Genomic DNA, 13,805 nt, shown 5'->3' on the forward strand with positions numbered 1-13,805 from the left:
ACATTAAAATGAGAACATTCGTTATTGGAGACATACACGGTGGCTTAATTGCTTTGAAACAAGTACTCGAAAGGGCCTCTGTAACAAACAAAGACACCTTAATTTTCTTGGGTGATTATGTTGATGGTTGGAGTCAATCTCCTCAAGTGATTGATTTTTTAATTGAATTAAAACAAAACCAAAATTGTATTTGCATCCGAGGTAATCATGATGATTTACTTCAACAATGGATGAGAGACGGCAGAGACAATGAATTATGGCATCATCATGGTGGTGAATCAACTGTTCTCGCTTACGAATCGATTAGTGACACACACAAACAGATACACGTTGCTTTTCTTGAGTCATTACAAGGTTATTATCTAGATTCAGAAAATAGATTATTTATTCATGCAGGTTTTACTAACTTAAGAGGTGTAACTTATGAATATTCATTTGAATCTTTTTTTTGGGATAGAACGCTGTGGGAAACTGCTATGGCATTAGATCCAAATATGGAAACAGATTCACTACTCTATCCAAAAAGATTAAAACTTTATAAAGAAATTTTTATTGGACACACCCCAGTTACAAGAATTCACGAAACTGTTCCTATACAAAAAGCCAATGTTTGGAATGTTGATACTGGTGCTGCATTTACAGGAAGGCTGACAATTATGGATATTGACAGTAAAGAATACTGGCAAAGCGACCCTTTGAACGAATTGTATTTTGACGAAAAGGGTAGGAATTGATATATAAAGCCTTATTTTTGCAAAAAATAAATCCCTATATTTTATGAAAAAGATTATTACACTTGCGTTTTTATTCGTATTTGGTTTAACTCAAGCACAGCAAGCATTTAGCGGAAAAGGAGACACTAAAGTTAACATTGGTGCAAACATTCAAGATGGTGGTACTGGAATTCAAGGTTCTATAGATTTTGGTCTAGGAGAAAATTTTTCTGTTGGAATTGTAAGTAGCTATTTATTAGATGTAAAAGAATATAATGTATTTGACGGAACTTTAAAGCCAGCTTTTAAAGATCGTTTTGACGCAAAGGTTAGAATGAACGCAAACTTAGGTAGCGTGATAAATGTTGATGAAAAACTAGATGTTTACCCAGGTTTAAGCCTTGGATTAAGAAATTTTGGTGGTCATGTTGGTGGACGTTATTTCTTTACAGATGGATTTGGAGTATTCACTGAACTTGGTTTTCCAATTGCTAAATATGGTAACAACGACAAAATATTTGATCATTTAAACAATCAATTTACTTTTAGCTTAGGTGCTTCTTTTAGTTTATAGAAAAAAGACATCTAATTTCAGCTAAATAGCTTAATCATATCCAAAAGACCATTTGAAAATTCAAATGGTCTTTTTTTTTACTACAAACTTACTAGCAATCAATTATTTATTAAATACATTTGTATTAAATTATTTACACTGCAATTATGAAAAAATTTATCGAAAATACTTTTTACTGTACATCAATAGCATTTTTAATACTTACAGCTACGTCATGTAAAGATTCCAAAAAGGAAACTGAAAAAGAACAGCCTAATAGCTTCGCAGGTACTTGGATTGCAAAAAACTTTATAGACGATATAATTATTGATAATGGAATCAAAACCATTAACAATGGTGTTACAGAGATAATAGTACCAGAAAATTTAAAAGACAGTATTACTTTTATTAATGAAGATCTCGAAAAAAGCAAACATTTGGCTTCTTTTAAGAACGACACTTTAGTCAACCATTTGTATGAAACCAAAACTCAAAAAGCAGTAATTCAAGACGGGAATTTAATACTACTACCACTTGATGAACGTTATCATTCACAAGAATATGTCAAAGCAGATAGCTCATTGGTCAAAAAAGCAAAAGAGACAAACGTAACTGTACTTCGTCTTTTAATAAATAAAACACTCTCAGAGAACACCTATTCAATCAAATCTTCAAAAACTGAAATTAAGTTTACTGAAGACGGGAAAGTAAGTGGTCTTTCAAATTTTAAAGACTATTATATTAGCATCAATGGCGATTCAGCAGATACTCGAGGCATAACAGCAATACGCTTTACCACTGTTGATGGATCTGATAAAAAATTAGGTATTGAATTTCAAAAAGATAAAATAGAATTATATGACCTTGTACTTCTAACTAAGTCTGATGAAAAGCCATCTTATAGAAAAGGCAAATTATTGTATTCATTAAGAATAATAAAACCCAAAAAATAAACAACTGTAAAACAGAATGTAGTATTTACTTACATAGTCTCAAAAAAGCAACTCATACGGGTTGCTTTTTTTTATATCATAAATTCTCAAAAAAGAAAAGAACCGATATCGCGCGAAGTCAACATTTTTCAGCCATTATCTAATACACAACATCAAAACAACATCATTACACAATTAATATTTAAAACAGATATTTTTTTTATTATCTGTACTTTTTATCTAAAATAAATAATAATATATAATTTTTATTTACATTCGTGTAATCGATTACATTTTAATAATAAAACAACCGTTAACAGTAATCTATTCAAAACCAAACATTAACAAAAAACCAAAATTATGAAGAAACTATTACTTTTTTTGACAATTTCACTTGCTTCTATCCAAATATGGGCACAACAAGTATCCATTAACGAAGCTACTGGATGGCTAGAATCTGCATATGTAAAATGGCAACCTGTTGCTAACGCTCAAAGCTACAATGTGTACTATACAGGAATGGGAATAACAGATCAAAAAATAGACAATCAACTTATACGCAGCTACGGAAGCTACTATCGTGCAGACATACCAGGGATAAAAGCTGGCACATACACTATAAAAATAAAACCGGTGATAGCAGGCTCAGAAGGAACTGGCTCAACAACAACAGCAATTACAGTAAAATCACATGACCGTGCTGGATTTGCCTTTACTAACGGTCGCGTACCCGGAGCGTACAATTTAGATGGCACTCCTAAGAATGGAGCAGTAATAATTTATATAACAGAAACTACTAAAAACACAGTTTCATTGGCTGTAACTGGAGCAACACCAAGTCCATCAGTAGGCTTACAATCGATATTGGATGGATATAAAAAAGGCAAAGATTTACGCCCACTAATTATACGTATGATTGGACAGATAACAGATCTTGATTATATGTTAGCGGGTGATATCGTAATCGAAAATAATAATGCAACAGCATCTTACATCACTCTAGAAGGAATTGGGGATGATGCTGTAGCCGATGGATGGGGAATACGAATCAAGAATGCATCTAATATCGAGATACGTAATATTGGTACTATGAACTGCAACAGTGGCGAAGGTGATAATATTGGTCTTCAACAAAACAATGAATATGTTTGGGTGCATAATTGCGATTTCTTTTATGGAAATGCAGGCAGCGATGCCGATCAAATAAAAGGGGATGGTGCATTAGATAGCAAAAAATCAAATTACGTTACATTCTCATACAATCACTTTTGGGATAGTGGCAAATCAAATCTTTTAGGCTTAAGCGAAGGAGTTAATCCTGGATATATCACCTATCATCATAATTGGTATGATCACTCTGACTCACGCCATCCACGTGTGCGTTATTATTCAGCCCATATATACAACAACTATTATGATGGAAATTCTAAATACGGTTCAGGAGCTACTTTGGGTTCTTCTCTATTTATGGAAGCAAACTATTTTCGCAATGCTAAAAACCCAATGCTAATCTCTATGCAAGGTACTGACATATGGAACAGCACAAAACAAGCAAATGACCCTGGGAACCAAGGGACCTTTTCAGGTGAAGCAGGTGGATCAATAAAAGCATTTAATAATATATTAGACACGTCTATTGCTACCAACTCAATGCGCTTTGTAGCCTATGCCGACACGAATCCTTTATATAATATTACTGGTAAAATTAATTCTACAATAGACTTCGACGCCTATGTAGCTCTCACAAGAAATGAACAAGTACCAGCAACCGTTAAATCAAGTGCAGGAGGAAATACCTATAACAACTTCGACACCAATTTGGCAATAATGTATCCATATACTCCCGATAGTCCAGAAGATGCAAAAACAAAAGTTATGCAATACGCTGGTCGTATGAGTGGTGGTGATTTTAAATTTAGTTTTAACAATGCTGTAGATGACGCTTCGTATGCAGTGAACACCCCTTTAAAAAATGCATTAATAAGCTACAAAACTACTTTGAAAGCAATTCAAGGCGAACAAACTATACCTAGCAGTAGTCAAACGCTAATTGCAACAACGAATAATGTTAGCCAAGAGGTAGCAGAAAACACAGCTATAGAGCCTATTGTTTTAACTTGGGGAGGTGATGCTACAGATGCAATTATATCTGGGCTTCCTGAATCAGGAGTTAGCGCAGTAAAAAATACTTCTGCAAAAACAATTACAATCACAGGAACTCCTACTACTACTCTATCCTATTCAGTGACTACAATTGGATCATTAGGAACTCCAGCAACGTTGTCAGGGACAGTTAAAGTTATACCAACAGGAAGTGCATCTGGAACTCAAATACACAACTTTACAGCATCTATCAAAGAAAGCTCATTCTACAACATCACTGGTAACATGAATTCCTCGGCAGGATCTGTAAACTATTCTGGTTTAGCATTAACTGCACGCCTAAAGATAGAAACAAGCACAACTATAACATATACTACAACTAATGAGTCAACATTAACCTTGGTATTTGACAATGCTTTTTCAGGAAAAGTAAAAATTAACGGTATAAACTACACTGCAAGTGCAGGAATTGTTTCTATCACAGTACCGGCAGGAAATAATACCATAACAAAGGGAGATACAGCAAATTTATACTATATAAGCACCGAGTACAAAACTACATTAGGTGTGGATAAAACTGTTGAAGCAAAAAAAATAATCTTATATCCTAATCCAGTGACTGATTATTTACACTTATCAAACTCAAATCAAAATATAGAGAAAGTAATGATTTACAATATGAATGGTTCATTGGTAAAAACCACTGGGAAAGATATTGAAACAATTGATATGAGTCATTTGACTTCTGGGAATTACTTAGTAAAAGTACAAACAACAGAAGGCACTTTAAACCAAATAATAATTAAAAAGTAACCGCTATCAAATTATTAATCAACATAAAAGGCTTCCGTTGTTGGAAGCCTTTTATGTTATTGCAACTATATTGCAAAATATATCTTAAAAAGCAAAATCAACAAAAAAATACACACAACATGCACTAATTAAATCACTTACGTATAAAAGCAACTAAGTTGCATTATCTATTTCTGTTTCTAAACTCCTGTTGCTCCGTTAGCTTACCAAACTCTCTTACAAACTTTTTAATTGTACTGAGATTAACCATTACAAAGAACAACATCCCCAAAAAGATTGTTATCCAACTATAAATAAGCTTTACACCTGAAATATCTGAAGCCACTACACTAAAAACAATAGTTGGCAATATGGAAAGTATCAAAGTAAGTCCTAAACACAATATTAGAGGTGATATGAAATAACTAATAATAGAAGTAAAGCCTATCTTCCTAAATATAGCTGCAATAAGTGTCAATCCTACAATACCAAAGATTAAAACCGCAAATCCGTAGATTAAGACCGAATCTGTTGCTTTATTGATTTCGGTTTCATAACCGAAAAATCTATTAAAATTGAATTCCATTATATGCTTTTTCTTGTGTTGAAACTTCAAATAACGTTTGTGTATGATACCCTAACATTTTTGCCAAAATAAGATTAGGAAATTCCTGAATACCGATATTATAAAGATTTACACTATCGTTAAAAAACTCTCTTCTATCAGCGATTTTATCTTCCATTTGTGAAACTCGCTTTTGTAATTCCAGAAAATTAGAATTAGATGCTAGTGTTGGATAATTTTCTGAAACAGCAAACAATGTTTTCAGAGATTTAGAAAACTCATTGGCATTTTCTATTTTCTCATCGACTGTTTTAGAATTTAAGAAATCTGTACGAAGCTTAGTCAAATTAGTTAGCATCGCAGTTTCGTGTTCCATAAATTTAGACGCAACTTTAACCAGTTCAGGTACTTCTTCGGCTCTTTGCATCAATATAACATCAATGTTCCTAAAAGCTTTTTCGAAGTTGTTTTTGAGCATAACCAGCTTATTATACGTACCGATAAAAAAGTTAACTAGTATAATTACTAGAATTAACCCCACGATTAAAGCAATATTTTGTGCTGACATAATGTATTTAGTTTAAAATGATATAGATAAGTATAAATGTGATAAAAAATAATGTTGTTAAAAATGAAACTAACAATGGTTGATATTTGTTCCTAAATGAGATACTTTGAGGTATTGCAACACCAAAAACTCCATTAGAATCTCCTTTTCTTAGAACAGTATTACCTTGATCTGAATCGGCATAACCAATGAGCAAAATATAATCATTGTGTTTTAAATAGGTTTCGGAATATCTCTTTTTTCCTCCTTCTTGCTTATCGATTCTGTCAAAATAGAATTCTAACCCTTCTCCATTTACAGCAACACTTCCGGTTTCGTCTTTTATTTTAAAATCTCCTACTTTTAGCTCTGTAAATATAGTTCTATACGATCTTTTCCCATCATCATCCGCAGGTCCTTCTTCTTCGATGGTATAATAATATCCTATGCAGGGCTTGCTGAAATAAGGCGAAATAATAGGTTCAATTTCTTCTAAATCTCCCTCTACTTCTACCAATCCCATAGCAATTGCATTCATCTTAGAAGTGGGTAAAACTGCCTGAAGCTTAAGAAACTTGCTTTTATTACTAGGAAAGAAAATAAATTTTATGAAAATAAGTCCTGGAATAATAAAGAAAAGAAAATGTAATTTCTCTATATAAACCAATCCATAAAATCCCCCAATAACTCCAATCATCATAAGCAAACCAAGGAGTTTCTTGCCTAAGGTAGTTTCTTTAATTTTATGTTTTCTATTGAATTTTTCTCTTTCTTCTTTATCCGTTTTACTACTTCTAATTCCTGAGTAAAACATACCGATAATACCAAGTATGAAAACAGATGCAAATAAAAAGAAGAAAACCATAAGTGTATATTTGGAATCAACCAGAAAACTCAAACCAATAAACGATGGGCATAAAACAAAAAATAACCATGTTGGGAATTTTAAGTTATATAAGCCCGAAAGCATTATAGTTTGAAACAAGGCGATCCCAAGACTGAAAAACATTAAGAAAATGACCATACCGCCATCTACTTTGTTTTGATCAAAAAATGCAAAAAATTCGTTCATTATTAAAAATAAGGATTATTCAATATTGGAAATCATTAAAACACAATTTCGACTTGACTAGAAAGTAACCTTCGAATCTTATTTCGTTCTGAATCTGAAATAGGATTGTTACTTAAATCTAAACCTATTAATTGTTGTAATTTATTGACTTCGTTAGGAATTTCAGTAATATTATTATGACTTAAAATCAGAAACTTAATATTCTTAAATTGTAAAATTGCTACCGGAAAAGTATCTAATTTAGTATTAGATAAATTTAACTCTACTACCATTTCGGGTTTTAACTTTGCTTCTTCTAATTTATAAAAGGTTGACTTTTCTTTTTTCATCCCTTCTTTCCTTTGTATTAAAAGACCTGCGGCAGCCAAAATAAGTGATGTTAAGAAAAAGATACATAGAAAAGCAACCCAAATAGGAGAATCATCTTTTTCATGAGTAAAAAGCCTTAAATAAACGAAATAAGCCAATCCTCCAAGCATGGTTAAAAATAATCCCAGCACTATTAAAAACAAAATATTTTTAAAAATTACAAAGAGCACTTTTTTAACTCCCGTTCTATTTTTACTAAATATAACGTATGTTGCAAAAACAATAACAAGAAACCAAAACACAGCAACAGCTATTTGGATAATCTTCGTGCCATTCTCTATGATTGAGAAAGATATAGCAACAGGAAACATTAAAGCAAACCAAATAATAAAAGCAGTAAATCCAATAGAGAAACATCCCATTTTTTCTTTTTTGCCCGATGACTTAAGCCACATATAAGCAATTAGAACAGAAAGCGCCATCACTCCTAAGAAACCATATCCGAAAGGAGTAAGTCCTGCTAAAAAAATCAAACTCATTTTAATAATTTTTCAAAATATTATTTGGTTACTTAATTATCATTTCAGCTTCTATTTACACAAAACAACATCAGAAATAACAAAACATTTCATACTAAAATGCTAATTTAAATAAAACACTATGAATTAAGCAATAAAAAAAACCGCTTCTCCCAAATAATATGGAAAAAAGCGGTTTTTACATCAATGATTCTAATCTTACAAATCAAATTTTATTCCTTGTGCCAATGGCAAACTTGTAGTATAATTGATAGTATTAGTTTGGCGACGCATGTATATTTTCCAAGCATCAGAACCTGATTCACGACCTCCACCAGTTTCTTTTTCACCACCAAAAGCTCCACCGATTTCAGCACCCGAAGTTCCTATGTTTACGTTTGCAATTCCACAATCAGAACCTACAACAGATAAGAAATATTCTGCTTCACGCAAATTATTAGTCATAATTGCCGAAGACAAACCTTGAGCAACTCCGTTTTGAATGTCAACTGCATTTTCTACAGTTCCGCTATATTTTATCAAATATAAAACGGGAGCAAATGTTTCGTGTTGTACGATTTCAAATGAGTTTTCTGCTTCAGCAATAGCTGGTTTTACATAACATCCACTTTCGTAACCTTCTCCAGAAAGTACGCCACCTTCTACAAGGATTTTACCACCTTCAGCAACAACTTTGGTTAAGGCATTAGCATACATCTCTACAGCATGCGTGTCAATTAGCGGACCAACATGGTTGTTTTCGTCCAAAGGATTTCCGATACGCAATTGTTTGTAAGCTGAAACAATAGCATCTTTTACTTTATCATAAATACTTTCGTGAATGATTAAACGACGTGTAGATGTACAACGTTGTCCTGCAGTTCCTACCGCTCCAAAAACAGCACCAATCACAGTCATTTTTATATCTGCATCTGGAGTAACAATAATAGCGTTGTTTCCTCCTAACTCTAATAACGATTTGCCTAAACGTCCTGCAACTGTTTGAGCAACAATTTTACCCATTCGAGTAGAACCTGTAGCTGAAACTAAAGGAATACGTTTATCTGCAGTCATTAACTCTCCTACTTTATAATCTCCATTAATCAAGCAAGAAATACCTTCTGGAAGATTGTTCTCTTTAATTACCTGTGCAATTATATTCTGGCAAGCGATACCACAAAGAGGTGTTTTCTCTGATGGTTTCCAAACACAAACATCACCACAAATCCAAGCCAAAGCTGTATTCCAAGACCAAACTGCTACTGGGAAATTAAATGCCGAAATAATTCCGACAACTCCCATTGGGTGGTATTGCTCATACATACGGTGTCCAGGTCGCTCCGAATGCATTGTTAGTCCGTGAAGCTGACGTGACAATCCTACTGCGAAATCGCAAATATCAATCATCTCTTGAACTTCTCCATATCCTTCTTGTAATGATTTCCCCATTTCGTAAGAAACCAATTTACCTAAAGCTTCTTTATTCTGACGTAATTTTTCTCCAAACTGACGTACGATTTCTCCACGTTGTGGCGCTGGCATAAGTCTGAAAACTTTAAATGCCTCTGTCGCTGTTTGCATTACTTTTTCGTAATCGGCAGCTGTTGATGTTTTTACCGATGCTATTAATTTTCCGTCTACTGGCGAAAAGCTTTCAAGAATATCACCTGAAGAAAAGTTATTTAGTCCAGTTGATGTTCCTTCGTTTATGGCTTTTATACCCAATTGCGCCAATGCGTCTTTCATTCCGAATTGCTCTGCTATTGTTATCATTGTAACTTTTTGGTTAGAAATTGTTATATTTTTTTATGTAAATATATTTGAATTTATCTATCTATTAAAATTTTATTACGTGTGGTTACATAATGTTTTTTCGTTTAAACCATATATAGATAAAAACACACATGACAAACATAAAAATAATTGCGTACAAATACCCAAATTTCCATTCTAATTCTGGCATAAATTTAAAATTCATTCCATAAACCCCAACCAAAAAGGTAAGAGGCAAGAAGAAAGCAGAAAAAACTGTTAATAATTTAACGACATCATTATTTTTTTGAGCCGTAACAGATAAGAAAGTATTCATTAAGTTAATCGCATCTTCCATAGCCTCTTCATAAGCAAGTATAAGCTTAATAAGATTGTCTTTTACATCTTCAAGTGCAGAAGCATTTTCTTCTGGAACATGAACCTTATTAATAACATTTTGCGTAAGCACTAAAAGTTTTTTGGTAATTCTGGTTTCAGCTTTTTGAAAATACAAATCTTCCAAAGAGATTTTATTTTGCTGTTTTAAGAAAATAGTTTTTTCAACTTCATCTATCTGATCCGTTTGCCATTGCGAAGGGGCACTATAGGTAAGAATAATTTCTTTAAAAATGCGTATTAGCAATTCATAAACAGAAGTGCACTTTAAATCAGATTTAAAAATATCCTCCAAAAAAGAAAAAGGAGTTCTATGAATCGTTATTAATTGTTTTTCATTATAAAAAAAAGCAACCTTATTTGACAACTCTTCTACAGTAGAATTGTTATCATATTCATTTGCAGTATAAGCTCTTAGAATGATAAAATTAAAATTCTTAATCTTTTCTACTTTAGGTAAATGTCCGTGTTCCACCGAATCTTTGACTGGAAAAACCTCCAAATCAAACTTTTGGGCAATATCTTCTAATTGTGCTTCTGTTGGTCCTTTTATGTCGAGCCAATTAAACGATTCAAATGATTTTTCGGAGATATTTTTTGCCATTATACTATTTAGTTTTTAATTAGGATTGATTCAAAACCATATAAAGTTAACGATTAAGAATTTAAAGTCATCAAGATGGTCTTTATTCCTCTTAAAAACTAAACTAAAACATGTTTTTTTTCTTAAATAAGAAAACCCCACATATTGATATTAACAATGAAATCAATAAAATAACAACAAAACCATAGCTGTTTTCCTGAAGATTATTAGGAACATTCATTCCATATAAGCTTGCTACCAAAGTTGGAATCATCAAAATTATAGAAATAGAAGTTAATCTTTTCATGATAACATTCAAGTTATTCGAGATTACCGACGCATAGGCATCCATCATTCCTGTCAAGATATTACTATAAATGTTTGTAGTTTCTTCTGCTTGTCTCAACTCGATTTCAACATCCTCGAGTAAAACAGGATCAAAATCTTCTTTATGGTTTTTCAGATTTTTTATTCTATGAAACAACATATCGTTGCCTTTTAATGAAGTGATAAAAAATACCAAACATTTCTCTATTTGAAGTAATGCTTGTAATTCTTCGTTTTTAATTGATTTTTCAAGGTTGTCTTCAGCCAATCGAATTCGCTGATTTATTTGCTTTAAATATTTTAAGAACCAAATACTAGAAGACAAAAGCAACCTTAAAACCAAATCAAAATGGTTCTTTACATCCGATTTTTTTCGTTGGGTATATAAAACAAAATCTGATAAAATTTCTGCTTGATGAAAACTTAGCGATACAAAGACATCATCTTTAAACATTAAGCCCAAAGGGGCTGTATTGAATGGTAATTTTGCATCATTACTTTTAAAAGGAATCCGCAATATAATAAGAAACCAGCCGTTTTCGATTTCAATACGTGGCCGTTCATCAATATCTTCAATGTCGTTATAAAAAGCTTCAGGGATTTGTAATTCGTGGAGTAAAAATTTAGTTTCTTCCTGTGTCGGACAAACTACATTAATCCATTTGTTGTTCTCACGGTTTTCTGTTGGAAATAATCCGTTGTTGTTTTTGTAAAAGGTAATCATAATGCAAAACGTTATTTTAGGAATAGCGCATGCAAGATGCCACAGCTACTCCTGTTTATCTATCTTCTTCCTCGAATAATAATCGTCCATATGGATAATTTATTTTTTTTTGCAAAAGTATGCCTTTTATATAAAAAACTCAGAATTATTTTTTTGCCACAAATCTGGGGTCAGATTCCATCACAGTACCACATTTAGTACAAGTTCTCAAATCCTTAGAATTATAGAAATGTTCAAAGTGTGGCAAGAAATCTTTCTCGATATTATGAAGTTCAAAAAACACTTCGTACAATTTATGATTGCAATTATCACAATGCCAAAGCAATCCATCTTTATGTCCTTTTCCTGCTCGTTTTCTTTCGATTACTAAGCCTATAGAACCTTCTGAACGCACTGGAGAATGAGGTACACGAGCAGGATGAAGATACATATCTCCTGCATGTAAATCCATTTCTTTACGCTCTCCATCTTCCTGAATAATAACTTTTATACTTCCCTCAAGCTGGTAAAACAACTCTTCGGTTTCGTTATAATGGTAGTCTTTTCGGGCATTTGGTCCCGCAACAACCATTACAATATAGTCATCCGATTCAACATATAAATTTTTATTACCTACTGGGGGTTTAAGTAAGTGACGGTTTTCATCAATCCATTTAGTAAGATTGAATGGTTTTGCAATAGCCATAATTATGAGATGCTAAGTTTTGAGGTGCTAAGTTAATAAAAAGTATCATGTAGAGGCGCACCGCAGTGCATCTTAGATATGATTTTATTTTATAATTCTTTTCGCAACTATACGTTAGACGCACTGCGGTGCATCTCTACAAAGCATTACATTTTTTCTTTAATAAGATAGATATAAACTGGAAAATGATCACTAAATCCTACTTCGGTTCCTGCATGTCGTAACGGATATCCTTTGTATTTACCTGAATTTTGTATTAAATACGATTTATTAAAAATTCCAGCTTTCCAGAATTGAAAAGAATTGAAGTCTGATTTAATTAAAGATTGGCTAACTAAAATCTGGTCAAAAACATCCCACCAATCTCGATAGGCAATAGTTCCCATTCCTCTCTTTGCCATATCCTCAAATGGATTATACATTCCATACTCGCTAACATAATTCTTGTCCGCTTTAGCTCCTAGTGCAACTTTTACACTTTTATTATAAGGGCCATCATTAAAATCTCCCATTGTAATAACTTTAGCGTTAGGATTTATCCGTTGCAGGGAATCAATTATTTTTCGATTCAATGCACCCGCTGCTTCACGAAACGGACTCGATTTTTGTTCTCCACCAGAACGCGACGGCCAGTGATTAACAATTATATTAATTTCCTCTCCATCAAGAAATCCCGTTACAAGTAATTGATCTCGAGTAAACACCCGTCTCTCCTTATTCTCAATTGTATCAGTAGCACTCACTATCGGTTTTTTATAAATAATAAGCGGAATATTCGAATAAGTAACTGGTTTAAAATATTTCTTCTGATATAACAGGGCTACGTCGATACCCCGATGATCTGGCGAGTCAAAATGAATAATTCCAAATTCTTTATCTATTAACTTGGGTTGTTTTATTAAATCCTCCAGAACTCCCCTATTTTCTATTTCGGCACACCCAATAAATGTTGGCGGATTAGGATTTTCGGGCATTCCAATTTCAGACATGACTCTGGCGAGGTTCTCTAATTTTTTAAAATATCTTTGAGATGTCCAATGTCTAGAACCTTTTGGCGTCCATTCATCATCGCGAATAGTTGGATTGTTTATGGTATCAAAAAGATTTTCGACATTATAAAAAGCCACAGTATGAATAACATACTTTTTCGTTTGTGCTTGTAGCTGTAGTAGCAATAAATTAAAAAAAATTAAAGCCGAAAAAGTAATTGTTCTCATTGCTACTCTCATTTATA

At 32.8% G+C, this 13,805-nt stretch carries 13 protein-coding genes; 4 read left to right on the forward strand and 9 right to left on the reverse strand.

Annotation, left to right across the window (positions count from 1 at the left end; all coding sequences use genetic code 11):
* Window positions 1-8 precede the first annotated feature (8 nt).
* The 4 genes from EAG11_RS16700 to EAG11_RS16715 all read left to right on the forward strand — a co-directional run bounded on the left by EAG11_RS16700 (window position 9) and on the right by EAG11_RS16715 (window position 5,114).
* A complete protein-coding gene (locus EAG11_RS16700; RefSeq protein WP_129540153.1) occupies window positions 9-734 on the forward strand; it encodes a metallophosphoesterase family protein in 726 nt (241 codons plus the stop codon).
* Between the two features lie 43 nt (window positions 735-777).
* Window positions 778-1,287: a DUF6646 family protein gene (locus tag EAG11_RS16705; RefSeq protein ID WP_129540154.1), complete on the forward strand. Its 510-nt coding sequence runs from the start codon at window positions 778-780 to the stop codon at window positions 1,285-1,287.
* A 146-nt stretch (window positions 1,288-1,433) separates the two neighbouring features.
* Window positions 1,434-2,219, forward strand: coding sequence for a hypothetical protein (locus tag EAG11_RS16710; protein WP_129540155.1), 786 nt, complete (start codon window positions 1,434-1,436; stop codon window positions 2,217-2,219).
* 339 nt (window positions 2,220-2,558) lie between these two features.
* Complete coding sequence (locus EAG11_RS16715; protein ID WP_129540156.1) at window positions 2,559-5,114, forward strand: T9SS type A sorting domain-containing protein; 2,556 nt, start codon at window positions 2,559-2,561, stop codon at window positions 5,112-5,114.
* Window positions 5,115-5,277: 163 nt separating this feature from the next.
* Here the strand turns inward: EAG11_RS16715 and EAG11_RS16720 are convergent, their stop codons facing one another.
* The 9 genes from EAG11_RS16720 to EAG11_RS16760 form a co-directional block, all read right to left on the reverse strand.
* The gene (locus EAG11_RS16720) at window positions 5,278-5,679 is read right to left on the reverse strand and encodes a hypothetical protein (RefSeq protein ID WP_129540157.1); all 402 of its coding nucleotides are present in this window, start codon (window positions 5,677-5,679) and stop codon (window positions 5,278-5,280) included.
* On the reverse strand, window positions 5,663-6,226 hold the full coding sequence (locus EAG11_RS16725) for a LemA family protein (RefSeq protein WP_129540158.1): 564 nt from the start codon (window positions 6,224-6,226) through the stop codon (window positions 5,663-5,665). Before EAG11_RS16725 ends, EAG11_RS16720 begins: the two co-directional genes overlap by 17 nt.
* A gap of 7 nt (window positions 6,227-6,233) precedes the next feature.
* Entirely contained in the window at window positions 6,234-7,277 is a 1,044-nt protein-coding gene (locus EAG11_RS16730) for a hypothetical protein (RefSeq protein WP_129540159.1), read from the reverse strand.
* A gap of 35 nt (window positions 7,278-7,312) precedes the next feature.
* Window positions 7,313-8,125, reverse strand: coding sequence for a leucine-rich repeat domain-containing protein (locus EAG11_RS16735; protein ID WP_129540160.1), 813 nt, complete (start codon window positions 8,123-8,125; stop codon window positions 7,313-7,315).
* A 198-nt stretch (window positions 8,126-8,323) separates the two neighbouring features.
* The gene (locus tag EAG11_RS16740; protein ID WP_129540161.1) at window positions 8,324-9,877 is read right to left on the reverse strand and encodes an aldehyde dehydrogenase family protein; all 1,554 of its coding nucleotides are present in this window, start codon (window positions 9,875-9,877) and stop codon (window positions 8,324-8,326) included.
* Between the two features lie 85 nt (window positions 9,878-9,962).
* Entirely contained in the window at window positions 9,963-10,856 is an 894-nt protein-coding gene (locus EAG11_RS16745; RefSeq protein WP_129540162.1) for a CorA family divalent cation transporter, read from the reverse strand.
* Between the two features lie 103 nt (window positions 10,857-10,959).
* Entirely contained in the window at window positions 10,960-11,886 is a 927-nt protein-coding gene (locus tag EAG11_RS16750) for a magnesium transporter CorA family protein (RefSeq protein WP_129540163.1), read from the reverse strand.
* A gap of 145 nt (window positions 11,887-12,031) precedes the next feature.
* Window positions 12,032-12,571 carry a 3-hydroxyanthranilate 3,4-dioxygenase gene (locus tag EAG11_RS16755; RefSeq protein WP_129540164.1) on the reverse strand — a complete coding sequence of 180 codons (540 nt, stop codon included), beginning with the start codon at window positions 12,569-12,571 and terminating at the stop codon, window positions 12,032-12,034.
* 146 nt (window positions 12,572-12,717) lie between these two features.
* On the reverse strand, window positions 12,718-13,788 hold the full coding sequence (locus EAG11_RS16760) for an endonuclease/exonuclease/phosphatase family protein (protein ID WP_129540165.1): 1,071 nt from the start codon (window positions 13,786-13,788) through the stop codon (window positions 12,718-12,720).
* Window positions 13,789-13,805 lie beyond the last annotated feature (17 nt).

The organism is Flavobacterium sp. 140616W15, assembly GCF_003668995.1.
Lineage (GTDB): Bacteria > Bacteroidota > Bacteroidia > Flavobacteriales > Flavobacteriaceae > Flavobacterium.

Coding starts and splice junctions, on each gene's coding strand:
- EAG11_RS16700 (WP_129540153.1), top strand. CDS start 9: ATGAGAACATTCGTTATTGGAGACATACACGGTGGCTTAATTGCTTTG.
- EAG11_RS16705 (WP_129540154.1), top strand. CDS start 778: ATGAAAAAGATTATTACACTTGCGTTTTTATTCGTATTTGGTTTAACT.
- EAG11_RS16710 (WP_129540155.1), top strand. CDS start 1,434: ATGAAAAAATTTATCGAAAATACTTTTTACTGTACATCAATAGCATTT.
- EAG11_RS16715 (WP_129540156.1), top strand. CDS start 2,559: ATGAAGAAACTATTACTTTTTTTGACAATTTCACTTGCTTCTATCCAA.
- EAG11_RS16720 (WP_129540157.1), bottom strand. CDS start 5,679: ATGGAATTCAATTTTAATAGATTTTTCGGTTATGAAACCGAAATCAAT.
- EAG11_RS16725 (WP_129540158.1), bottom strand. CDS start 6,226: ATGTCAGCACAAAATATTGCTTTAATCGTGGGGTTAATTCTAGTAATT.
- EAG11_RS16730 (WP_129540159.1), bottom strand. CDS start 7,277: ATGAACGAATTTTTTGCATTTTTTGATCAAAACAAAGTAGATGGCGGT.
- EAG11_RS16735 (WP_129540160.1), bottom strand. CDS start 8,125: ATGAGTTTGATTTTTTTAGCAGGACTTACTCCTTTCGGATATGGTTTC.
- EAG11_RS16740 (WP_129540161.1), bottom strand. CDS start 9,877: ATGATAACAATAGCAGAGCAATTCGGAATGAAAGACGCATTGGCGCAA.
- EAG11_RS16745 (WP_129540162.1), bottom strand. CDS start 10,856: ATGGCAAAAAATATCTCCGAAAAATCATTTGAATCGTTTAATTGGCTC.
- EAG11_RS16750 (WP_129540163.1), bottom strand. CDS start 11,886: ATGATTACCTTTTACAAAAACAACAACGGATTATTTCCAACAGAAAAC.
- EAG11_RS16755 (WP_129540164.1), bottom strand. CDS start 12,571: ATGGCTATTGCAAAACCATTCAATCTTACTAAATGGATTGATGAAAAC.
- EAG11_RS16760 (WP_129540165.1), bottom strand. CDS start 13,788: ATGAGAACAATTACTTTTTCGGCTTTAATTTTTTTTAATTTATTGCTA.